This is a genomic window from Variovorax sp. P4_D9, from assembly GCF_056401695.1.
The window spans coordinates 1-19,769 of sequence record NZ_JBFUIU010000079.1; the positions used below are offsets into that span (position 1 = coordinate 1).

Below are 19,769 nucleotides of genomic sequence, written 5' to 3' on the forward strand. Positions count from 1 at the left end.
GCGCGCGGCGGCGGCCGGCGGCAGGCCGGCGGGCGCCCTGGCGAGCTGCTGCGCGGCTTCCCGGGTCAGCTGCGCGAAGCGGYGGGCCAGCTCGAATTCCTGGTCTTCGGGCGTCAGTCCTTCGAGCTCGATGCCGAAGAAGCGGCCCATGCGCTTGTAGGTCGTGCCGGCCTGCCGCGCGGTCGCACCGGCCACCAGCGGCAGCGACTGCCGGGCCGCGGTGCGCAGCAGAGCGACGAGTTCGATGGCCGCCGGGTCGACTGCACCGGGCCTCGCATGGGCGCGCACCATGCGCCCGAGAGTCGCGCCGAGGTGCGGCCCGCCGGCCGCGTTGAGCAGCTCGGCGGCAAGGCCCGCGGACTCGGTGTCGAACACCACGGCCTTGCGGCTGGCGCGGCCCGTCACGGGCCCCGCGGCATCGGCATCGTCGAAGAGATCGAAGTCAGGGCTGTAGCCCAGCAGCATCCGGTTCATGGTCGGCCTTTCTGGCAGAACTGGGCTTGCTTCCGCATAGGCCGTGCCAGCCGGAAAGTGCCGCTTTCTGGGCGTCTGGCGCGGGTCCTTGCGAAGCGCGCTTCGTCTGCTGCCGCTCTGCCCCGCGGCAGGCGAAATCCGCTTCGCGACCGCGCCAAGGTCGGGGTGATCTGCTGCGCCGGGGGTTGGGGCGGGCCTGCCCTGGCGCGCGATAAGCTCAGGGCGATGCGCCCTTGCGCCGCGAAACCAGCCGCCGCAGCGCCGCACGCACGCCGGGCTTGTCGGCGACGCCGACGGTGATCGGCCGCGCGCGATAGAGCGCACGCTGTTCCTCAAGCACCCCGCGCAGCGCCGCCACGCTGGATTCGCTGTAGAGCCAGAGGCCCGAAACCACGAACTGCCCGGGCAGCGCGTCCGCCTTGGGCCGGATCTGGAGGTTGACGGCGCCGATGCTGTCCATCGTCTCGACGCGCGCGGCCGCCTGCTGGACGCCGCCGCCCAGCACGCTCACTTCGCGCGTGAAGGCGAAGCTGATGGCCTGCACCTGGTGGAAATTTTCCGAGATGAAGGCGCAGATCTCGAGAAACACCAACCGCCCGAGGTGCCGCTGCTCCTCGCGCACGACCCGGGTCGGCTCGAAATGCTCGATGTGGATTTCGGTGCCCCCGTTGGCAACCGGCACGGGGTCCAGCGTCCCGAGCAGAATGTTGGCGTCGTAAACATGCATGGGCTGGCCGAGCTGGTAGGGGGCAGCCCCGGGCCCGGTGATCCGGAGTTTCTTGAATGTCATGAAGGACGTCGCCGGTCGCGCCCGAGGCCCATTCCCCGGCGCGTTCCGAACGCTGTTGCCTTTCGGTCCGACTTTAAGAGCGCCGGAGGACCGATCGTCCCGGGGGCAGGAAGTTATCGCGACAAACTTGACATAGTTCACGCAATTTCCCGCCAATCCGAAGGACGGCGAAGAACTCCGGCCGACCGACGGATGCGCGGCAATTTCGGGAAATCGGCCTACAAAAGGAGCATGTCCTGGCCCCCATGCTGCAGCCGGCGCTTCACCCGATCTTATTGGGAATTCAGCCATGCCTGCTACCTGCGAACGCCTTCCAATTGAGCCTCTCGAGCTCACGGACCTGCCAGAATCTCCGCGCGTGAGCATTGCGATCATCTGTTTCAACTACGGCCGCTTTCTCGGCGAATGCCTCGACAGCTGCCTCGCCCAGAGCCATCGCCCGGACCAGATCGTCGTCGTCAACGACGGCTCCACCGACCAGACCCAACGGGTGCTGGACGCCTACGCCGCGCGGTCGCCGCAGGTGCGGCCCATTCACCAGCCGAACGGCGGAATCTGCAGCGCGACGAATGCGGCGCTCGCCGCCTGTTCGGGTGACGTGGTGCTGCTGCTCGACGCCGACGACGCGATCGAGCCCGAGCGTCTCGAGAAGGTGCTCGCCGCCCTGCGCCGGCGCGTGGACGGCCTGCTGCCAGGCTGGGTGCACCATCGCATGAGGCGTTTCTCCGAAGGGCACCCCGATCTCGGCCAGGCGCCTTACTACGCAAACGGGGGCGGTCCCGAGGGATGGCTCGCGCCCGAGGCGATCGACGCAGCGATCAGTCCCGTGCACTCGCTGACGTCGACCCTTGCTTTCCGCCGAGAGCTTCTGCAGGCGATCGGCAAGCTCGACACGGACCGCCTCATGTACCAGGACATGCAGCTCATCGCCGCCGCCACGCTCCGGAGTCCGGCAGCCTGGATCGGCGAGCCGCTGACCCGGTACCGCGTGCACGGCGCATCCGCGACGGCCAGCTCGATGGTGTCCATCGACAACATCCGCGCCACGCGCAAGCGCGCAGAGCGAGTCGATGCCTGGCTGCGTAACCAACTCGAGAAGACCAAGCCGGGAACCGCGCGGATCTGGCGGCCGCTCGACGATCAGGGCGGCTACCTCTGGCTGACCTTCCTGGAACGCTGGCTCTCCGGCGCCGGAAAGGATTTTCGGCTGCTGTGGAAGGTGCTGCGCCACCCCGACACCCGCCATGCCGCCCCGCAGAATCGCATCTACTACTACGGCGGCGCGGTGCTTCCGCGCGGCATGTTCGCCTCGTATTCGCGACTCATCTTCGGCAGCAGTCCGCTGAAGGTGCGCCTGAGAAAACTGATCGGCAGGTCCTGAGTCCATCCAGGTAGGCCAGCGGCGACATCGGCAAGTAGCCTTCGGGTCACTTACAAGATTGCCCTGTAACGGCGAGCGCATTCGTCGGCAGTGCATTCACAATGACACGATGCGCATGGAATGGAGCGACCTGCGGATCTTTCTGGCCATTGCGAAGGAGGGCTCGCTGGGCGCCGCTGCGCGCCAGCTCGGACAGAGCCAACCCACGGTGGGACGAAGGCTCCGTGCGCTCGAGGATGCCATCGGGCAGCCGCTCTTTCATCGAACGGACGAGGGCTTCATCCTCACCGACGAAGGCGCCGCGGTCCTGCCCCGGGCGGAGCGAATCGAGGCCGAGACGCTTGCACTTCAGCGTGAGATGTCGGGCAAGGACCCGGATCTCGAAGGCGTGATCCGCCTCTCGTCGTCTCACTGGTTCGGCGAACTCATGCTCACGCCGGTGCTGGCCGAGTATGCGGCGCACCAGCCCAGCGTGGTGATCGAACTGATCACGAGCGCGAGGGCCTACAGCCTCCAGCGGCGTGAGGCGGACCTGGTGTTTCGGGTCTACCCCTTCGACGATGCGGAGGTCGTTTCCCGTCGATTGATGACCATCCCCTACGCGGCCTACATCAGGACGGGCGCCAGGCACCCGACCGCGGGCGACGGCGCGGGCACGTCCCTCGTCACGATGGACATGGCCTCCGGGGCCATGCCCGATGCGCTCTGGCTGAAAGGAATCCTCCCCCACGCCACGGTGAGTGCACGAAGCAACAACCGCGACGTTCAGGCGAGGATGTGCGCACTGGGCGTAGGCTTGGCCGTGCTGCCTCGACCACTCGGTGATTCGACCGCCCAACTGGAGCGGGTCGACCTCGGTGAAGAGCCGCCGAACCGCGACACCTGGCTGGGCTATCACCGCGACATGCGACGCCAGGCAAGGCTGCAGGTGCTGCTCGACCTGCTGATCGAGCGCCTGGCGAACTGAGCCACCTCGCCTGGCTTCTAGACTAGAGATCCAGGACCAGGCAGTCACGCAGGGAGCCCGAGCAGCAGATCATCATGCGGTCGTTGGCCTCGCGCTCGTCGCTGGACAGCACGAGGTCATGATGGTCTGGCATGCCCCGAAGCACCCGGGTCTCGCAAGAGCCACAAACGCCTTCCATGCATGCGTATGGCGCGTCGATGCCTTCGGCCAGCAAGGCATCGAGGATGGTCTGGCCCGGTGCGACCACGATGATGCGTTTCGACCTGGTCAGCTCGACCTCGAAGCCGCCGGCCACCACCGGTGCTTCCTTCGAACGGAAGTACTCGACATGGACGCGATGCCGCTCCAACGCGGCGCTCGCCTCTTCGAACGCCGTGAGCATGGGCAGCGGGCCACAGCAATAGAGATGCGCATCGCCGCGGGCCTGCCTCACGATCTCGCCGAGGTTCATTCTTTGACCACCCGGCGCCTGGTCGAAGCTGAAGTGAAGCTTCGCCCCTCGACGCTCGCCCAAGGTCTGCAGTTCTTCCACGAAGGCTGCGGCGCCGCGGTCGCGGCAGCCATAGAACAGCTCCCACGATCGACCGAGCTCCTCGAGCCGGCTAATCATCGAGCGCAGTGGCGTGATACCGATGCCGCCAGCGATGAACACCGAGTGCGCGGCCTCTTTGTGCAACGCGAAGTCGTTGCGCGGCGCGCCGATGCCCAGCGTGCTGCCGACCTGCAGCTTCTCGTGGACGTACTTCGAGGCGCCGCGACTGTCCGGAGCCTTGTTGACGCCGATGACGTAGCGGTGTCGCTCCGATGGCGGATTCGAAAGCGAGTAGCTCCGGATGCAACCGTTGGGCAGGTGCAGATCGATGTGCGACCCGGCCGTGAAGGCAGGCAATGAGTCCCCGTCCATCGGCCGCAGCTCGAACGCGTGGATGCCCCTCGCCTCGAAACGGATGGCATGCAGCCTGACCTCCATGACGCTCATCGAGCGGAGAGTCCGCCCAGGCAGACGTACTTGACGACCAGGTATTCGTCGATTCCATGGTGCGAGCCTTCCCGCCCGATGCCCGACTGCTTGACGCCGCCGAACGGCGCGACGGCCGTGGAAATGAGCCCGCTGTTGACTCCGACCATGCCGGTTTCGAGCGCGTCGATCGTGCGCCAGATGCGTGCGTGGTCGCGGCTGTAGATGTACGCGCCCAGGCCGAACTCCAGGCTGTTGGCTTCGGTGACGGCTCCATCGTCCGCATCGAATCTGAACAGCGGCGCCACGGGACCGAAGGTTTCCTCGCGCGCTACCCGCATGCCAGAGTGGGCGTCGGCGAGCACCGTGGGCTCGTAGTAGTTGCCGCCGAGCACATGGCGCCTGCCGCCCGTGAGGATCCGGGCGCCTTGAGCGAGGGCATCGGCCACATGGCCCTCGACCTTGGCCAGGCCCTGCGCGTCGATCAGCGGGCCGATCTGCGAGCCCGGTTCAGTGCCTTCGGCGACCTTCAGAGACGACACGGCCCGCGCAAGCTTGGCCGCAAAAGTCTCGTAGACCTTGCCATGGACATAGACGCGGTTGGCGGCGATGCAGGCCTGGCCTGCATTGCGGAACTTCGCGACCATGAGCCCGTCGACTGCTGCGTCGAGATCGGCATCCTCGAAGACGATGAAGGGCGCGTTCCCGCCGAGTTCGAGGGACAGCTTCTTCACGGTGTCCGCCGACTGTCTCATCAGCAGCCGACCCACTTCCGTGGATCCGGTGAAGCTCAGCTTTCGAACGACCGGGCTCGCGGTCAGCACGCCTCCGATCGCCACCGGGTCTCCGGTGACGACGTTGAGGACACCTGCCGGAAGACCCGCACGAACCGCGAGTTCCATGAGCGCAAGAGCGCACAACGGCGTTTGCTCCGCCGGCTTCAGCACCATGGTGCAACCTGACGCCAGCGCGGCCGCCGCCTTGCGCGTGACCATCGCATAGGGAAAGTTCCAGGGCGTGATTGCTGCGCAGACCCCGACGGGCTCCTTCAGCACGATGACCCGACGGTCGTTCGCCGGGCCAGGGATGACTTCGCCATACACCCGGCGCGCTTCTTCCGCGTACCAGTCGATGAAGGATGCCGCGTAGGCGACCTCGGCCCGCGCGTCTTCGAGTGGCTTGCCTTGCTCGGCCGTCAGGATGCGTGCGAGGTCATCGGCGTGTTGCACGACCAGGTCGTTCCAGCGGCGTAGCAGCTTGCCGCGCTCGGCGGCCGGCAAGGCCCGCCATGCCGGGAACGCGGCTTGCGCGGCGTCGATGGCACGCGCCGCCTCGGCAGCCCCCATGTCAGGCACGGCGGCCAGCACCGCACCGCTCGCCGGATCGACGACGTCGAGGCCTTCGCCATCGTCGGCATCGACCCATTGGCCCGCGATGTGGGCCTGGGTACGGAGGAGTTGCGGGTCTCGCAGGCTCAAGCGCGAAAGAGTGCGGGTCAGCATGGCGTGATCATTCCAGTTCGATCTTGAATTGCTTGATGAGGCCGTCCCACTTCGCGTAGTCGCTGCGCAGCAGCTTCGCGAATTCGGCGGGCGAGTTGCCAGTGGGCTCGATCTCGAGTTCGCGCATGCGCGCCACGATGTCGGGCTGGGCCAGTGCGGCGCGGGTGTCGGCGGAGATCTTCTCCACGACACTCGCGGGCGTGCCCTTGGGCAGAAAGAAGCCGTACCAGCCGACCAGGTCGTAGCCCTTCATGCCGGCCTCGGTGAGCGTGGGCACTTGCGGCATCGAAGGCAGACGATGCGGGCCGGTGACGGCGAGGATCCTGAGCGACTTGTCCTTCATGCGCGCGGCGGCCGTGGCCGACGAGACGAAGCCCAGCGTGACGCGCCCCGAGATCAGGTCGATCAGCATCGGCCCTTCGCCGCGGTAGGGCACGTGCGGCATCTGGACTCCCGCGTTGTACTTGAGCAGTTCGCCGAAGACATGGCCGGTGGAGCCGGTGCCGAACGAGCCGTAGCTGAGATCGGCGGGCCGCGCCTTGAGCCCGGCCGCGAGCGCACCCACCGACGCGTACGGACTGTCCGGCCCCACCGCCAAGCCCATCGGCTGGGTGCCGATCTGCGTGACGGCGATCAGGTCCTTGAACGGGTCGTAGGGAATCTTCTTGTACAGGCTCGCGTTCTGGATGAAGCCAGTGAGGTGCAACAGGATCGTGTGGCCATCAGGCTCGGCGCGCATCACGGCCTGCGTGGCGATGATGCCGTTGGCGCCGGTGCGGTTGTCGACAAGCACCGGCTGGCCCCAGGCATGCGAAAGCTTTTCCGCGATCGGTCGGATCAGCGCGTCGGCCGAGCCACCGGCCGGATAGGGCACGATGATGGTCACGGGTTTGCGCGGGAAGGCGGCGGGGTCGGCGTGGACGGCAGGCACGAGCCAGACGGCGAGCGCGAGCCCGCTGGCCAGACTCGCCATCCGGACGATGAATCGATTGATCATGGGGTGTGTCTCTTCTTGATCGAGGGCAGGCGTCTCTCTTCGCCTACCGCTCGGATTCGGCCAGTCTCAGCAGGATGCGTCGAGTGGCGAGCGGCGCCTGATCGACGGCGATGTCGACCATGCGCGCTTCCGGCCCGTCGGCAACGACGTTGCGCCACTGGTTTTCCATCAGCACCTTGTCTTCGAGCAAAGTCAGGTGGAACGCCTCGGCCAGGCGCTCGGTGATCTCGTTGTCGTCGAGCGCGAAGTCGCGGTACATGGTGGAGAACTTGAGATGCGTTCCCTCGGTCTCGGGCGTGCACGGACCGACGACGCGGACATTCCGGACCTGCGCCGGATCGGTATTGCCCAGGGGCTCGGAAGTGATGTCGAGCTGGATGTTGGCGCCAGGCCAGAAGCGGATGGTCTGGCTGCGCTTGATGACGTCCCAGCCGAACAGGCGCTTGAAGATGGGCGGTGCGTCGGTGCGATCCCATTCGCGACGCACCTCGACCTGGCCCGGCTGCACCGCCGTCTTCGGCTTGGTTTCCGCGACCTCTCGGGTACCGACCGTCTTCTCGTGCACATAGCTCACGTGGGACAGGTCCATCACATTCTCGAGGTTGTAGGTATAGGGCGCCTCGATGCGCAGCGCGTTCGACCGGCGACCCACGTATCGGGGCGACGAACAGATCTCCGAGAAATCGGGCACGGGCTCACGCGGCGCGAGCTCCTTGTCGCCCATCCAGATCCACAGGAAGCCATCGCGCTCGACGAGCGGGTAGCTGCGGATACAGGCCTTGGGCGGAATGCGCTCCTGGTTGGGGATGCGCACGCACTGGCCGCTGCCGTCGAACTCGAGTCCGTGGTAGCCGCACTGCACGTGGTCGCCGACCCGCTTGCCGAGATGAAGCGACACCCGCCGGTGGCTGCAACGGTCCTCGATGGCGGCTGCGCTGCCGTCCCGGCGGCGAAACAGCAGCACGGGCTCGTCGAGCAGTGTGCGTGGAAAGAGCGCGTCCGTCACTTCATGCGCCATGGCGGCGACGTACCAGCAGTTGCGGGGAAACATGATTGCCATCTCCTTGAAATTCAGCCCATTGCAGGGGGTCGGATGAATGTAGGTTTGGAGAGGCGAAGACCAATTCACATATGTGATGCATGCGCCAGGGTTTGTCCTAAGCAGTGCGCCAGGGCGGCCGACCATCATCGATGCGATGTCGAGAGCACCCCAAACCGAAGCCGGCGCCGCCACCGTCAAATCCGCACGACGCGTGCTCGAGGTGCTCGAGTTCTTCGCCGCTCGACACAAGCCCGCCACCGTGTCCGAGGTTGCGGGCGCACTGGACTATCCGCAGTCGAGTGCATCGATGCTGCTTCGCAGCCTGGAGTCGCTGGGTTATCTCCAGCAGGACGCGCTTACGCGCGAATACCTGCCCACACTGCGCGTCATGCTGCTCGGAACCTGGATGCACGACGAGCTGTTCGGCCGCGGCAGCCTGTTGTCGAACATGGAAGAGCTCAGGTTGCGCACCGGGCAAGCGGTGCTCGTCGGACTGCGGCAGGGCATCCACGTTCGCTTCATCCTGTCGTTGCGCAGCAATCATCCGAATGCCCTGCACTTTCCGGTGGGCGTGATGCGACCGGTATGCCGCTCGGCGGTCGGGAAGATGCTCCTCACCCGCGAGAGCGACCGCGAAGTGCAGCGCCTGGCACGGCGGGCCAACGCGGAGGCCGGCGCTGCCGAGGACCGTGTCGACGTCACTGAACTGGTCGACGAAGTTCGCCGCAGCCGTGCGCAGGGGTGGGCGGAGAGCGTCGACTATCCCCGGCGTGGGTTCGCGAACCTCGCGGTGCTGCTACCGGTCATCCCGGGCCAGCCGCACATGGGGATCACGCTCGGCACGCGGATCGAAACATTCCGCGCCTGGAAGGCGACCTTCCTGCGGGCGCTCGAAGAGGCAGCGCGACGGGTTTCATAGGATTTCAAAGCCCATTCGCATGGTCGAACTCCGGGCTTTGCTGCCCCACACGTGGCATTCTCCCGCCGATGGATCCCCTGCCACCCCTCAACGCCCTGCGCGCCTTCGAAGCGGCGGCTCGCCACCTGAGCATCACGGTCGCGGCCGAAGAGCTGCACGTCACGCCAGGCGCAGTCAGCCGGCAGATCCGCATGCTGGAGGACTTGCTGCGCGTGCAACTGCTGCACCGTGGCCATCGGCAGATCTCGCTCACGCAGCAGGGCGAGGACTACTACCGCGCGGTGACCAAGGCCATCGAGGCCCTGCGCGAAGCCACCCTGCGCCTAACTCGGCGCTCGCGGCGCAAGCAGCTCAAGGTGCGCGCCTACACCACCTTCGCGATGCGCTGGCTCATACCGCGGCTGTCCAGCTTCCACGCGGCCAACCCGGGCATCGAGGTGCTGCTCACGGCCTCGCTCGATCCGGTCGACTTCCGCAAGGAGGACATCGATGGCGCGATCCGCCTCGGCGACGGCAAGTGGAGCGGCATGAACGTGCACCGGCTGGTGCCCAACGTGCTGCTGCCGGTGTGCAGTCCCACCCTGCTCGCGACCGGCCCGAAGATCCGAAAGCCCGCCGACCTGCGTCACCGGACGCTACTGCATTCGATCGCCCGCCCCGACGACTGGGGCTACTGGCTGGAGGCGGCGCGCGTCGCCACCCAGGTCGATGCGCGAAGCGGCATGACCTACCAGAGTTCGGCCATGGCCTACGCGGCTGCCATCGAGGGGCAGGGCCTGGCCATCGCGCAACGCTTCCTGGTGGAGGGTGACCTGGCCTCCGGCAGGCTGGTGGCACCCTTCAAGCAGACGGTCGACATGGGCGACTTCACCTACTACCTGCTCACGCCGTCGGACCGCAAGGAGAGTGCGAGCATGGCCACCTTCCGCCAGTGGCTGCTCTCGCAGTTCACGCAGCCGCAGGTCCAGCGGATCAACCGCCGATGAAGCGGGCGAAGGCTCCCACCGGCTCGCGGCGCGTCGCCAGGCGATTGGCAGGCGCGTCCGGATCCGGGTGGCCCAGGGACATGCCGCACACCACGATCTCGTGCTCGGGAATGTCCAGGCTCGCCCGTATCACCCGGTGGTAGCGCGCGAAGGCCTGCTGCGCGCAGGTGGCGAGACCGTGGGCGACAGCGGCCACCATCAGCGCGTGCAGGAACATGCCTAGGTCGAGCCAGGCGGCCTGCCCGTGGTCGCGCTCGATGGTGAAGAACAGGCCCACCGGCGCGCCGAAGAACTCGTAGTTGCGCGCGTACTGGCGTGCCATGCCGGCCTCGTCGCCCTTGCGAATCCCCAGCAAACCATACAGCGCCTTGCCCACCTCGCGCCGCCGCGAGAGGTAGGGCTCGCGCCAGACCGGCGGGTAGTACAGGTACTCCTCCCGGTGCCCGCCGCCGCCGGCCGAATGCAGGGCCATCAGCTCGGCGCACAGCCGCTCGCGCGGCTCGCCCGCACACACGTAGACCCGCCAGGGCTGGGTGTTCGAGGCGCTGGGGCTGCGCGCGGCGTCCTGAAGAATGGCCTCGACGATCGCACGGTCCACCGGCATCGGCATGAAGCCGCGCACGCTGCGCCTGGCATGCAGTGCGGCGCAGGCATCAGGCGTATTCATGAAATCTCCGGTTCGAGCCGGGCGTCGCCGCAATGGATTGCGCCGGTGGCGCTCAGCGCGGCCACCTCGTCATCTGCATAGCCCATGGCGAGCAGCACCGCGCGTGTGTGCTCGCCGCAGGCCGGCGCCGGGGTCGACACCCGCGTGTTCTCCTGGGTGCTGTTGATCGGAAAGCCCGGCATGCGGAGGGTGCCGAGGCTCGGATGTCGCAGCTGCGCGATCATCCGGTTGGCCGCCACCTGCGGATGCCGCGCCACGTCCTCGTAGCTCGCCACCGGCGCGCACAGGATGTCGGCGTCCTTCAGCGCGGGCAGCCACTGCGCTGTGGAGCGCGTGCGGAAAACCGCCGTCAGCAGCGCGACCAGTTGCGCCCGGTTCGCCACCCGCAGCGGCGAGGTGGCGAAGCGCAGATCGTCGGCCAGGTGCTCGAGCCCCAGCAGGCCGCACAGCCGCTTCCAGCGATCGGGCATGTAGGCCGCGACCATGATCCACCCGTCGCGCGTCTCGAAGGCCTGGTTGGGCGCCGAGTACGGAGCCGCGCTGCCGGCGCGCACGGGCAGTTCGCCGTCCGCGAAGTAGCTGGTGATCGAAGACTGCTGCAGCGCCAGCGCCGAGTTCAACAGGTTGACGTCCAGATGACCGCCTTGCCCGTCGCGTGCGCGCTGCGCCAGCTTGGCCAGGATGCCCATGCAGGCCACGTAGCCGGTCATCACGTCGACCACCGGCGCCTGCACCTTGCAGGGCCCGCCGCCGGGCAGGCCGATCAGGCTCATCAGGCCCGAGTCGGCCTGGACGATGCCGTCCACGCCCGCGCGATCGGCGTACGGGCCCTCCTGTCCGTAGGCGGAAATCGAGCAGTAGATCAGGCCCGGATGCGCCGCCGCCAGCGCCTCGTGGCCCAGGCCCAGCCGCGCCATCACGCCGGGTCGCATGCTCTCGACCACGATGTCGGCGCCGGCCACAAGGCGACGCGCGACGGCCAGGCCCTCGGGCGACTTGAGGTCCAGCGAGACGCCCAGCTTGTTGCGGTTGAAGCCATGGAAAAGCGCGCTGTCGTCGCCGATCCAGCCCGGACCGAGGCCGCGGCCCAGCTCGCCGCCCGGCGCCTCCACCTTCAGCACGCGGGCGCCCATGTCGGCCAGCAGCATGGTGCAGGTCGGCCCGGCGCCGATCTGCGTGAAGTCGACGACCGTCAGGCCGTCCAGTGCATCGCGCAACATGTCAAATCTCCTGCCGGGAACGGAACCGCTTGAAGGTCCCCTGCGCCGTCGCCACCAGCTCGCCGGACCCGGCCACCAGCTCCGCGGACGCGAAATACAGGTTGCGCCCCGACTTCGTCACCGAGCCGATGGCGCTCAGCCGACCGCTGTCGACCCTGCCGATGTAGCTGATGGTCAACATCACCGTCACCGCATGGCCGAGTGCGCCGCCGCGCGTGCCGTCGTGAAGGCCCGCGTAGCCGCAGGCCGCGTCGAGCAGCGTGGCCGTCACCCCGCCCTGCAGGCTGCCCTGGCGATTGAGGTGCCGGGGAGCCACGTCGAGCTCGAAGGTGCAGCGGCCGGGGCCGATGCTCGCCAGACGGATGCCCAGGTCTTCGAGCAGCGGATTGTCCATGGGCAGCGTGGCGGGCGCGTTCACAGCGACACCTTGATGCCGTTGTCGTTGATGACCTTCTCCCAGCGCGCCATCTCCCGCGCGATGTAGGCCTTGAGCTCCTCGGGGGTGGAGGCCTGCGTCTCGAAGCCCTGCCGGCTCAGCTGCTCCGCCACCTCGGTCGACTTCAGCGCCGCGACCAGGGCCGCGTTGAGCTTGTCGACCACCGGGCGGGGCGTCTTCGCCGGCGCCAGCAGGCTGTACCAGAGCCCCGCCTCGTAGCCCTTCACGCCCGCTTCCGCGAAGGTCGGCAGCGTGGGCATCAGCGCCGAGCGCTTCTGTCCCGCGATGCCCAGCGCCCGCAGCTTGCCGGCCTGCACGTGCTGCGCCGCCGATGCGTAGGTCGCGAACGAGATCTGCACCTGGCCGCCGAGCAGGTCGTTGATCGACGGGGCCGTGCCGCGGTAGGGGACGTGCAGCAGCTCGGTCTTGTTGAGCTTGGCGAAGACCTCGCCGGCCAGATGCTGCGGCGTGCCGTTGCCGGGGCTGCTGTAGCTCAGCTTGCCGGGGTGCTCGCGGCTGTAGTCGATGAACTCTTTGAGCGTCTTGTAGGGCTGGTCGTTGTTCGCCACCAGAACGATCGGCACCGAGGCGATCAGCCCCACCGGCTCGAAGTCGCGTTCGATGCGAAACGGCACCTTGATGCCAAGGTAGGGGTTCATCGTCACCTGGCTCGATGCGATGACCACCGTGTAGCCATCGGCCGGCGCATGGGCGACGAAATCGGTGCCAAGGTTGCCGCCAGCGCCGGGCTTGTTGTCGACGAGCAGGGTCTGGCCGAGGATCTGCGACATCTTCGGCGCGATGGCGCGCGCCAGCAGGTCGTTGCCGCCGCCGGGCGCGAAGGGCACCACCAGCGTGATCGGCTTCTGCGCGGGGAAGGCCGGCTGCGCGAGGGCGGGTACCGCCGGGCCGAAGAGCGATGCCGCCAGGGCGCCGAGCAGGCCGGCGCGGGCGAAGAAGGTGGGAAGTCGCATGGAAGTCTCCTGATGTGTTGGGTTGTGTCGGGTTCGTGATCAGCGGCCGATGTAATTCGGGGTGCGCTTTTCCGCGAAGGCCTTGCGGCCTTCCAGGCGGTCCGCGGTGTCCCGCAGCACGCCCCAGTACAGCTCGGTCAGCTGCTGGGCATCGGCTTCGCCGAGGTGGCCGGTCTGGCGCGACAGTTTCTTGACCGCCTGCACCGCGAGCGGCGCGTTGGCGGCGATGCGCGAGGCGATCGCCATCGCGCGGTCGAGCAAGGCGCCGGCCTCGACGGCTTCGCTGACCAGGCCGATGCGCCGCGCCTCCTGGRCATCGATGCGCTCGCCGGTCAGCACCATCTGCATCGCGTGGGCCGAGGGCACGGCCTTGAGCAGCCGGTGAAGGCCCGAGACCGCCGGGATGGATCCCACCCTTGCCTCGGGCAGGCCGAAGCTGGCCTCGAGCGAGGCGAGCCGCAGGTCGCACTGCAGCGCGATCTCCAGCCCCGCGCCCAGGCAGTGCCCGTTGACCGCGGCGATCAGCGGCTTCCACAGGCCGAGGTCGGCCAGGTCCATCAGTCGGATGTACAAGCCCAGGTCGACGGCGCGCCCCGGTGCCTGGAACAGCGCCTCCGGATAGCTGGCCGGCGAGCTCTGCGTACCCTTGAGGTCGGCGCCCGCGCAGAAGGCCCGCCCGCCGGCGCCGGTGAGGATCGCCACCCGCAGATCGTCGCGGTCCCGCACCTCCCCCAGGTGCTCGCGCAGCGCGCGCAGCGCGGCCACGTCCAGTGCATTGAGGGCCTCGGGCCGGTCGATGGTGAGGACGGCGACGGGGCCGTCGATGTCCATGCGTACGCTCATGTCGCGCTCCTCAGACGCTGGGCGACGAGAGGCTGCGCCCGCCACACACGTACAGGGTCTGCCCCGTCACGTACGAGGACAGCGGATCGAGGAAGAAGGCTACCGCGTTGGCGATGTCCTCCGCCGTGCCGATGCGCTGCGTCGGCACCGACTTCTGCAGCCGCGCCTGGACGTCCCCGGTGAAGTTGCGGAACAACGGCGTGTCCACGATGCCGGGCGCCACCGCATTGACCGTGATGCCCTTGGCCGCGAACTCGATCGCCAGCGAGCGCGTGAGGCTCACCACGCCGCCCTTGGCGGCCGAGTAGTTGGCCTGGCCGAAGCCGCCCAGCCAGGCGCGCGAGGAGATGTTGACGATCCGGCCGAAGCCGCGTTCCACCATGCCCGGCAGCGCGGCGCGGCAGCACAAAAACTGGGAGCGCAGGTTGGTGTCGATCACCAGGTCCCAGTCCTCGTCGCTCATCTTGAGGAAGCGCATGTCGCGCACCGCGCCGGCGTTGTTCACCAGGTGGTCGACGCGGCCCGTGCGCGCCACGATGCCGGCGAAGGCCGCATTGACCGCGGCCGAGTCGGTGAGGTCAACGGTGGCGCCGATGACCTTGAGGCCTTCGGCGCCCAGCGCGCCGACAGCCGAGTTGAGCGCCGCGCCGTCGCGGTCGAGCAGCGCCACGGTGAGGCCCTGCCGCGCCAGGCCGGCGGCGATGCCCAGGCCGATGCCGCGGGCCGCGCCGGTGACGGCGGCGACCTGGGTTGTGTCGAAGCGTGCGGTATTCATTTCAAACTCCCAGCAGGTGGACGGACGAGGCCGCGTGATCGACGCCGGCGATGCCGCCGCCGGTGCATTGGGTGAGCCCGATCGCCGCATCGGCAACCTGCCGCGCACCCGCGCGATCCTGCAGGTGCCACATCACTTCCACCATCTGGGCCACGCCCGTGGCGCCCAGCGGATGGCCCTTGGCCAGCAGGCCGCCGCTCGGATTGACCGGCACCCGGCCGCCCAGTTGCGTGGCACCGGACTTCAGCAGCGACACCGCCTCGCCGCGCGGCGCCAGTCCGAGGGCCTCGTAGTACAGCAACTCGGCGATGGTGAAGGCGTCGTGCAGTTCCACCACGTCCACATCCTGCGGACCGACGCCGGCCTGCTCATAGGCCTGGCGGGCGGCGCGGGCGGTGATCTCGGCGTCGAGGATGTCGTCGTCCGCCTCTTCGCGAAGGCCCGAGACGACCACCGAGGACAGCACCCTCACCGGCCGCGGCTGCGCCGGGCGCCGACTGCTCACCACCACCGCCGCCGCACCGTCGACCTGCGAGGGGCAGCACTGCAGCAGCGTCAACGGGTCGGCGATCATGCGCGAGGCCAGCACCTCCTCCAGCGTGGTCTCGGTGCGCTGTTGCGCGTACTCGTTGAGGGCGCCGTTGCGGCGGTTCTTGACCGCGATGGCGGCCAGGTCGGCGCGGCTCGCGCCGCGCTCGTGCAGGAAGCGGGTGCCGCGCATCGCATAGACCRCGGGCAGCACCATGCCGGCCTTCGCGTACAGCTCGGTCTTGTGGTCGTTGCGCTGCAGCGGGATCGTTCCGCCGCCGAGCGCGGTGAGCTGCTCGATGCCGAAGACCAGCACCGTCTCGTACTGCTGCGCAAGCAGCGCATGCCGCGCCAGGTGCACCCCGGTCGCGCCGCTGGCGCAGGCGTTCTCCACGTTGTAGACCGGAATGCCCTTGAAGCCCAGGTCGCGCACGACCAACTGGCCGAGGATCATCCCGCCCAGCACGTTCGCGCAGTAGATGGCCTGGATGTCGCGCGGCGTCACGCCGGCGTCGTCCATGGCGCGCAGGATGGCCTGCTGCGCGAGCTCGGGGGCGAGCACGCCGGCGTGGCGGCCGAAGGGGGTCATGGCGCCGCCGGTGATGTAGATGTCTCGCATGAGTGTGTTCCTCGATCCCGGGTTCAGGCCGCGACGGCCTCGAAGACGTAGCCGTAGTCGGGGTCCGGACGCGGCCGGTAGCGGTCACCGATGGCCGGCTGTTCCCGGCCCTGCAGGCGGCCGAAGATCCGCACCGGGCCGGCGAAGTCCACGTAGCCCAGCGCGTACGGCGCCTGGCCGCTCTTCGCGCTCGGGTGGATGACGGTGAAGCTGTAGACCACGCCCTCGCCCTCGACCGCGACGGTCTCGTGGCGCGCGGCCAGCGGCGAGGCATCGGGCACGGCGGGGAACACCCATTCGTCGGTGCTGCGGTCGCGCGAGGCGAGCAGCGCGCGGTCGGTACGCCAGAGTGGATAGGCTTGGGCTGACATGTCGGTCTCCTTGAGTTGCGGATCGGATGGCGCCTTGGCGGCGCGTGTCGCAATGGTTGCCGCCGGCCGCCCTCCCGACAAACGACTTTTTCGGCCCTTTCAGTTGAGAAAACGTCAACCGAAAGCTGGCGCGAAGCGGCACGCTCTCCTGCGTCGTACAATTTGAATTTGAATTTCAATTTGATATCATTCCACCGTCACCCGTACAGAATGCTGTGCCCTCATCGGGCGCGCGAGAGCAGCCATGAACAAGAAACCCCTCCTTGCCGGCGCGATCGTCCTCGTTGCGGCGGTCGCCTTCGCGGCCTGGTACCTGAACCGCCAGCCCGCCGATGCGTACCAGCTGGTGCTCTACGGCAATGTCGACCTGCGTCAGGTGTCGCTGGCCTTCAACGGCAGCGATCGGATCGCCAGGCTCGAGGTCCAGGAAGGCGACCGCGTGAAGGCCGGACAGGTGCTCGGCGAACTCGACACCCGCGCCCTCCAGTTGCAGGCGGCGCAGGCCGAGGCCCAGATCGCCGGCCAGGCCCAGGCGCTACAGCGGCTCAAGGCCGGCAGCCGGCCCGAGGAGGTGGCGCAGTCGCGGGCCCAGGTCGCCGCCGCACAGGCCGACGCCGAGTTGGCCCGCCAGCAGCTCGAGCGGCTGCAGGGCATCCGCCAGACCACCGCCGGCCGGGCGGTGAGCCAGCAGGACCTCGACGCCGCACAGGCGCGCCGCAAGGTGGCCGAGGCCCAGCTCGACAACGCCCGCAAGGCCCAGCAGCTGGTGGTCGCCGGTCCGCGCAAGGAAGACATCGCCCAGGCCCAGGCGCAGCTCGACGTCGCGAAGGCGGCGCTTGCAGTGCTCCGGCACCAGCTGCAGGAAGCCCGGCTCATCGCGCCGATCGACGCGGTGGTCCGGACGCGGCTGCTGGAGCCTGGCGACATGGCCTCGCCGCAGCGCCCAGTGTTCGCGCTGGCGATCACCGATCCCAAGTGGGTGCGGGCCTACGTCGCCGAGTCCGACCTCGGCCGCGTCAGGCCCGGCATGGCCGCCACGCTGACGACCGACAGCCATCCGGGCGAGACGCTCGCGGGCAAGGTTGGCTATATCTCCTCGGTGGCCGAGTTCACGCCCAAGATCGTGCAGACCGAGCAGCTGCGCAGCAGCCTGGTCTACGAGATCCGGGTGCTGGCCGACGACCCCGTCGACCGCCTGCGGCTCGGCATGCCGGTGACGGTTCGGCTGGCGCTCGATGGCGACGCGGGCCCCGCCGGGAGCGCACGCTGATGTACTCCTCGGCGCCGGCGCTGGTCGGACGAGGCCTGCACAAGCGCTTCGCCCCGAAAGGCTCCACCGAGGGCACGCTCGCGCTCGACGATGTGTCCCTCGAGGTTCCGGCCGGCACGCTGGCGGCGCTGGTCGGGCCCGACGGCTCGGGCAAGACCACGCTGCTGCGGCTCGCAGCCGGCCTGATGCACGCCGACCAGGGACATCTCGAGGTGCTCGGCATCGACGTGGCGAGCCGTCCGCAGGCAGTGCAGGACCGCATCAGCTACATGCCGCAGCGCTTCGGCCTCTACGAGGACCTGAGCGTGCAGGAGAACCTCGACCTCTACGCCGACCTGCATGGCGTCGACAAGGCGACCCGGCGCGAGCGCTATGCACGGCTGATGGCCATGACCGACCTGGGCTGCTTCACCTCGCGGCTGGCCGGCAAGCTCTCGGGCGGCATGAAGCAGAAGCTGGGGCTGGCCTGCACGCTGGTGCGCTCGCCGGAACTGCTGCTGCTCGACGAGCCGACGGTCGGCGTCGACCCGCTGTCGCGGCGCGAACTCTGGGAAATCGTGCAGCAACTGGTCGATGACGAGCACCTCTCCGTGATCGTCAGCACCGCCTACCTCGACGAGGCCGAACGCTGCGCGCAGGTGTTCGTGCTGCAGGGCGGCAGGCTAATCGCCCAAGGCAAGCCCGCGCAGCTGCGCGCCCATGCGAAGGGCCTCTGCTTCGTCACGACGCCGCCTCGCGGCACGGCGCCGCGGACCTTGCAGGCGCGCCTGCTCGATGCGCCCGCATCGATCATCGATGCCGTGCCGCGAGGCGGTGAAGTGCGCTTCATCCGCCGGCCCGACGCCGATGCCGCAGCCGTCGGCGCCCTGCTCGACGGTGCGCCGGCGGAGCCGGTGCCGGCTCGCCTGGAGGACGGCTTCATGGTGCTGCTGCGCGCACGGCACAAGACCGCAACTGCGCATACACGCACGGCAGCGGAAACGCCATCGCCCACCGCCGACAGGCAGGAGGTCGTCATCCAGGTGAAGGACCTGGTGCGCAAGTTCGGCGACTTCACCGCCGTCGCGAGCACCAGCTTCGACGTGCGGCGCGGCGAGATCTTCGGCCTGCTCGGCCCCAACGGCGCCGGCAAGACCACCACCTTTCGGATGCTCTGCGGACTGCTGCCGGCCAGCAGCGGCTTTCTGCAGGTGGCCGGCATGAACCTGCGCACCGCGCGCGCCCAGGCACGCGGCCGGATCGGCTACGTCTCGCAGAAATTCGCGCTCTACGGCAACCTCACCGTCGCCGAGAACCTGCAGTTCTTCGGCGGGGCTTACGGCCTGCGCGGACAGCGGCTTCGCGAGCGCATGCAGACGGTGCTGCAGCAGTTCGACCTGCTCGGCCAGGAGCATGTGACCAGCGGGCAGCTGCCCGGCGGCTTCAAGCAGCGCCTCGCGATGGCGACCGGCCTGCTGCACGAACCGGAGATCCTCTTTCTCGACGAGCCCACGAGCGGCACCGACCCGCTGGCGCGGCGCGAGTTCTGGCGCCGCATCACGGCGCTGGCCGAGGCCGGCGTGACGGTGATCATCACCACGCACTTCATGGAAGAGGCGGAATACTGCGACCGCATCGTGATCCAGGACGCCGGCAAGCTGCTCGCCATCGGCACGCCGCAGCAGGTGCGCGTGCAGGCGGGTAGCGCAGCGGACAGCCGGCTCAGCATGGAGGAGGCCTTCATCGACATCGTGACGCAGGCCCGCGACGCCGCGAGGGCCTCCCTATGACCGCGCCCGCCCAGCCATCCGCCGGCCACGGCCGCTTCTGGCAACGGCTGATCGCGCTCACGCGCAAGGAGACGCGGCAGTTGGTGCGCGACCCGAGCAGCCTCGCGATCGGCATCCTGCTGCCGATCATCCTGATCCTGATCTTCGGCTATGGGCTCTCGCTCGACGTCAAGAACGCGCCGATGGCCGTGGTGCTCGAAGACAGCTCGCCCACCGCCGTGCAGGCCGTCTCCGGCCTCCAGCTCACGCCGTACATCTCGCCGATCATGCTGGGCTCGATG

At 68.5% G+C, this 19,769-nt stretch carries 19 protein-coding genes and 2 pseudogenes; 7 read left to right on the forward strand and 14 right to left on the reverse strand.

All coding sequences use genetic code 11. From position 1 onward, the window contains the following. Together AC1DY5_RS11575 and AC1DY5_RS11580 are read right to left on the reverse strand one after the other, a co-directional pair. A pseudogene (locus AC1DY5_RS11575) lies at positions 1–474 on the reverse strand (hypothetical protein); the annotation flags it as partial. Positions 475–691: 217 nt separating this feature from the next. Beyond that, positions 692–1,264, reverse strand: coding sequence for a hypothetical protein (locus AC1DY5_RS11580; protein ID WP_478111428.1), 573 nt, complete (start codon positions 1,262–1,264; stop codon positions 692–694). Between the two features lie 358 nt (positions 1,265–1,622). On the opposite strand from AC1DY5_RS11580, the gene AC1DY5_RS11585 reads away from it, so the two are divergent. Beyond that, positions 1,623–2,645 carry a glycosyltransferase family 2 protein gene (locus AC1DY5_RS11585; protein WP_478111429.1) on the forward strand — a complete coding sequence of 341 codons (1,023 nt, stop codon included), beginning with the start codon at positions 1,623–1,625 and terminating at the stop codon, positions 2,643–2,645. Between the two features lie 109 nt (positions 2,646–2,754). Further along, positions 2,755–3,612, forward strand: coding sequence for a LysR family transcriptional regulator (locus AC1DY5_RS11590; RefSeq protein ID WP_478111430.1), 858 nt, complete (start codon positions 2,755–2,757; stop codon positions 3,610–3,612). Positions 3,613–3,634: 22 nt separating this feature from the next. On the opposite strand, the gene AC1DY5_RS11595 is transcribed toward AC1DY5_RS11590, so the two are convergent. Genes AC1DY5_RS11595 through AC1DY5_RS11610 form a run of 4 tightly spaced genes read right to left on the reverse strand, consistent with a single transcriptional unit; the run spans position 3,635 to position 8,120 of the window. After that, on the reverse strand, positions 3,635–4,591 hold the full coding sequence (locus tag AC1DY5_RS11595; protein WP_478111431.1) for a PDR/VanB family oxidoreductase: 957 nt from the start codon (positions 4,589–4,591) through the stop codon (positions 3,635–3,637). Then, the gene (locus AC1DY5_RS11600; RefSeq protein WP_478111432.1) at positions 4,588–6,072 is read right to left on the reverse strand and encodes an NAD-dependent succinate-semialdehyde dehydrogenase; all 1,485 of its coding nucleotides are present in this window, start codon (positions 6,070–6,072) and stop codon (positions 4,588–4,590) included. Before AC1DY5_RS11600 ends, AC1DY5_RS11595 begins: the two co-directional genes overlap by 4 nt. Positions 6,073–6,079: 7 nt before the next feature. Beyond that, positions 6,080–7,069 (reverse strand): Bug family tripartite tricarboxylate transporter substrate binding protein, encoded by a 990-nt coding sequence (locus tag AC1DY5_RS11605; RefSeq protein WP_478111433.1) that lies wholly within the window; start codon positions 7,067–7,069, stop codon positions 6,080–6,082. Positions 7,070–7,112: 43 nt separating this feature from the next. After that, positions 7,113–8,120, reverse strand: a complete 1,008-nt coding sequence (locus tag AC1DY5_RS11610) for a Rieske 2Fe-2S domain-containing protein (protein ID WP_478111434.1) — start codon at positions 8,118–8,120, stop codon at positions 7,113–7,115. A 145-nt stretch (positions 8,121–8,265) separates the two neighbouring features. Here AC1DY5_RS11610 and AC1DY5_RS11615 point away from each other — a divergent pair, with 145 nt between their 5' ends. Further along, positions 8,266–9,030 carry an IclR family transcriptional regulator gene (locus AC1DY5_RS11615; protein WP_478111435.1) on the forward strand — a complete coding sequence of 255 codons (765 nt, stop codon included), beginning with the start codon at positions 8,266–8,268 and terminating at the stop codon, positions 9,028–9,030. 68 nt (positions 9,031–9,098) lie between these two features. Beyond that, a complete protein-coding gene (gene gcvA / locus AC1DY5_RS11620) occupies positions 9,099–10,016 on the forward strand; it encodes a transcriptional regulator GcvA (protein WP_478111436.1) in 918 nt (305 codons plus the stop codon). Here gcvA and AC1DY5_RS11625 read toward each other — a convergent pair. Genes AC1DY5_RS11625 through AC1DY5_RS11660 form a run of 8 tightly spaced genes read right to left on the reverse strand, consistent with a single transcriptional unit; the run spans position 10,003 to position 16,449 of the window. Next, positions 10,003–10,683, reverse strand: coding sequence for a nitroreductase (locus AC1DY5_RS11625; protein ID WP_478111437.1), 681 nt, complete (start codon positions 10,681–10,683; stop codon positions 10,003–10,005). The genes gcvA and AC1DY5_RS11625 overlap by 14 nt on opposite strands. After that, positions 10,680–11,903 carry a CaiB/BaiF CoA transferase family protein gene (locus AC1DY5_RS11630; RefSeq protein WP_478111438.1) on the reverse strand — a complete coding sequence of 408 codons (1,224 nt, stop codon included), beginning with the start codon at positions 11,901–11,903 and terminating at the stop codon, positions 10,680–10,682. Before AC1DY5_RS11630 ends, AC1DY5_RS11625 begins: the two co-directional genes overlap by 4 nt. Position 11,904: 1 nt before the next feature. After that, positions 11,905–12,321, reverse strand: coding sequence for a PaaI family thioesterase (locus AC1DY5_RS11635; protein ID WP_478111439.1), 417 nt, complete (start codon positions 12,319–12,321; stop codon positions 11,905–11,907). Beyond that, on the reverse strand, positions 12,318–13,313 hold the full coding sequence (locus tag AC1DY5_RS11640) for a Bug family tripartite tricarboxylate transporter substrate binding protein (protein WP_478111440.1): 996 nt from the start codon (positions 13,311–13,313) through the stop codon (positions 12,318–12,320). The genes AC1DY5_RS11635 and AC1DY5_RS11640 overlap by 4 nt, the downstream gene beginning before the upstream one ends. Positions 13,314–13,352: 39 nt before the next feature. Beyond that, complete coding sequence (locus AC1DY5_RS11645) at positions 13,353–14,156, reverse strand: enoyl-CoA hydratase/isomerase family protein (RefSeq protein ID WP_478111441.1); 804 nt, start codon at positions 14,154–14,156, stop codon at positions 13,353–13,355. A 10-nt stretch (positions 14,157–14,166) separates the two neighbouring features. Then, positions 14,167–14,931, reverse strand: a complete 765-nt coding sequence (locus tag AC1DY5_RS11650; protein WP_478111442.1) for an SDR family oxidoreductase — start codon at positions 14,929–14,931, stop codon at positions 14,167–14,169. A 1-nt stretch (position 14,932) separates the two neighbouring features. Then, positions 14,933–16,078, reverse strand: coding sequence for a thiolase family protein (locus AC1DY5_RS11655; RefSeq protein WP_478111443.1), 1,146 nt, complete (start codon positions 16,076–16,078; stop codon positions 14,933–14,935). A gap of 23 nt (positions 16,079–16,101) precedes the next feature. Continuing rightward, entirely contained in the window at positions 16,102–16,449 is a 348-nt protein-coding gene (locus tag AC1DY5_RS11660; protein WP_478111444.1) for a Zn-ribbon domain-containing OB-fold protein, read from the reverse strand. 244 nt (positions 16,450–16,693) lie between these two features. Here AC1DY5_RS11660 and AC1DY5_RS11665 point away from each other — a divergent pair, with 244 nt between their 5' ends. From AC1DY5_RS11665 to AC1DY5_RS11675, 3 genes and pseudogenes are all read left to right on the forward strand, one after another. Then, complete coding sequence (locus AC1DY5_RS11665; RefSeq protein WP_478111445.1) at positions 16,694–17,719, forward strand: HlyD family secretion protein; 1,026 nt, start codon at positions 16,694–16,696, stop codon at positions 17,717–17,719. After that, positions 17,719–19,488, forward strand: a complete 1,770-nt coding sequence (locus tag AC1DY5_RS11670) for an ATP-binding cassette domain-containing protein (protein WP_478111446.1) — start codon at positions 17,719–17,721, stop codon at positions 19,486–19,488. The genes AC1DY5_RS11665 and AC1DY5_RS11670 overlap by 1 nt, the downstream gene beginning before the upstream one ends. Beyond that, positions 19,485–19,769 (forward strand): annotated as a pseudogene (locus AC1DY5_RS11675) (ABC transporter permease); the annotation flags it as partial. The gene AC1DY5_RS11670 and the pseudogene AC1DY5_RS11675, both read left to right, overlap by 4 nt.

What these genes read in the sequence shown, in the direction of transcription:
- AC1DY5_RS11580 (WP_478111428.1), bottom strand. Translation starts at nt 1,264, where the DNA reads ATGACATTCAAGAAACTCCGGATCACCGGGCCCGGGGCTGCCCCCTAC.
- AC1DY5_RS11590 (WP_478111430.1), top strand. Translation starts at nt 2,755, where the DNA reads ATGCGCATGGAATGGAGCGACCTGCGGATCTTTCTGGCCATTGCGAAG.
- AC1DY5_RS11595 (WP_478111431.1), bottom strand. Translation starts at nt 4,591, where the DNA reads ATGAGCGTCATGGAGGTCAGGCTGCATGCCATCCGTTTCGAGGCGAGG.
- AC1DY5_RS11600 (WP_478111432.1), bottom strand. Translation starts at nt 6,072, where the DNA reads ATGCTGACCCGCACTCTTTCGCGCTTGAGCCTGCGAGACCCGCAACTC.
- AC1DY5_RS11605 (WP_478111433.1), bottom strand. Translation starts at nt 7,069, where the DNA reads ATGATCAATCGATTCATCGTCCGGATGGCGAGTCTGGCCAGCGGGCTC.
- AC1DY5_RS11610 (WP_478111434.1), bottom strand. Translation starts at nt 8,120, where the DNA reads ATGTTTCCCCGCAACTGCTGGTACGTCGCCGCCATGGCGCATGAAGTG.
- AC1DY5_RS11615 (WP_478111435.1), top strand. Translation starts at nt 8,266, where the DNA reads ATGTCGAGAGCACCCCAAACCGAAGCCGGCGCCGCCACCGTCAAATCC.
- gcvA (WP_478111436.1), top strand. Translation starts at nt 9,099, where the DNA reads ATGGATCCCCTGCCACCCCTCAACGCCCTGCGCGCCTTCGAAGCGGCG.
- AC1DY5_RS11625 (WP_478111437.1), bottom strand. Translation starts at nt 10,683, where the DNA reads ATGAATACGCCTGATGCCTGCGCCGCACTGCATGCCAGGCGCAGCGTG.
- AC1DY5_RS11630 (WP_478111438.1), bottom strand. Translation starts at nt 11,903, where the DNA reads ATGTTGCGCGATGCACTGGACGGCCTGACGGTCGTCGACTTCACGCAG.
- AC1DY5_RS11640 (WP_478111440.1), bottom strand. Translation starts at nt 13,313, where the DNA reads ATGCGACTTCCCACCTTCTTCGCCCGCGCCGGCCTGCTCGGCGCCCTG.
- AC1DY5_RS11650 (WP_478111442.1), bottom strand. Translation starts at nt 14,931, where the DNA reads ATGAATACCGCACGCTTCGACACAACCCAGGTCGCCGCCGTCACCGGC.
- AC1DY5_RS11660 (WP_478111444.1), bottom strand. Translation starts at nt 16,449, where the DNA reads ATGTCAGCCCAAGCCTATCCACTCTGGCGTACCGACCGCGCGCTGCTC.
- AC1DY5_RS11665 (WP_478111445.1), top strand. Translation starts at nt 16,694, where the DNA reads ATGAACAAGAAACCCCTCCTTGCCGGCGCGATCGTCCTCGTTGCGGCG.
- AC1DY5_RS11670 (WP_478111446.1), top strand. Translation starts at nt 17,719, where the DNA reads ATGTACTCCTCGGCGCCGGCGCTGGTCGGACGAGGCCTGCACAAGCGC.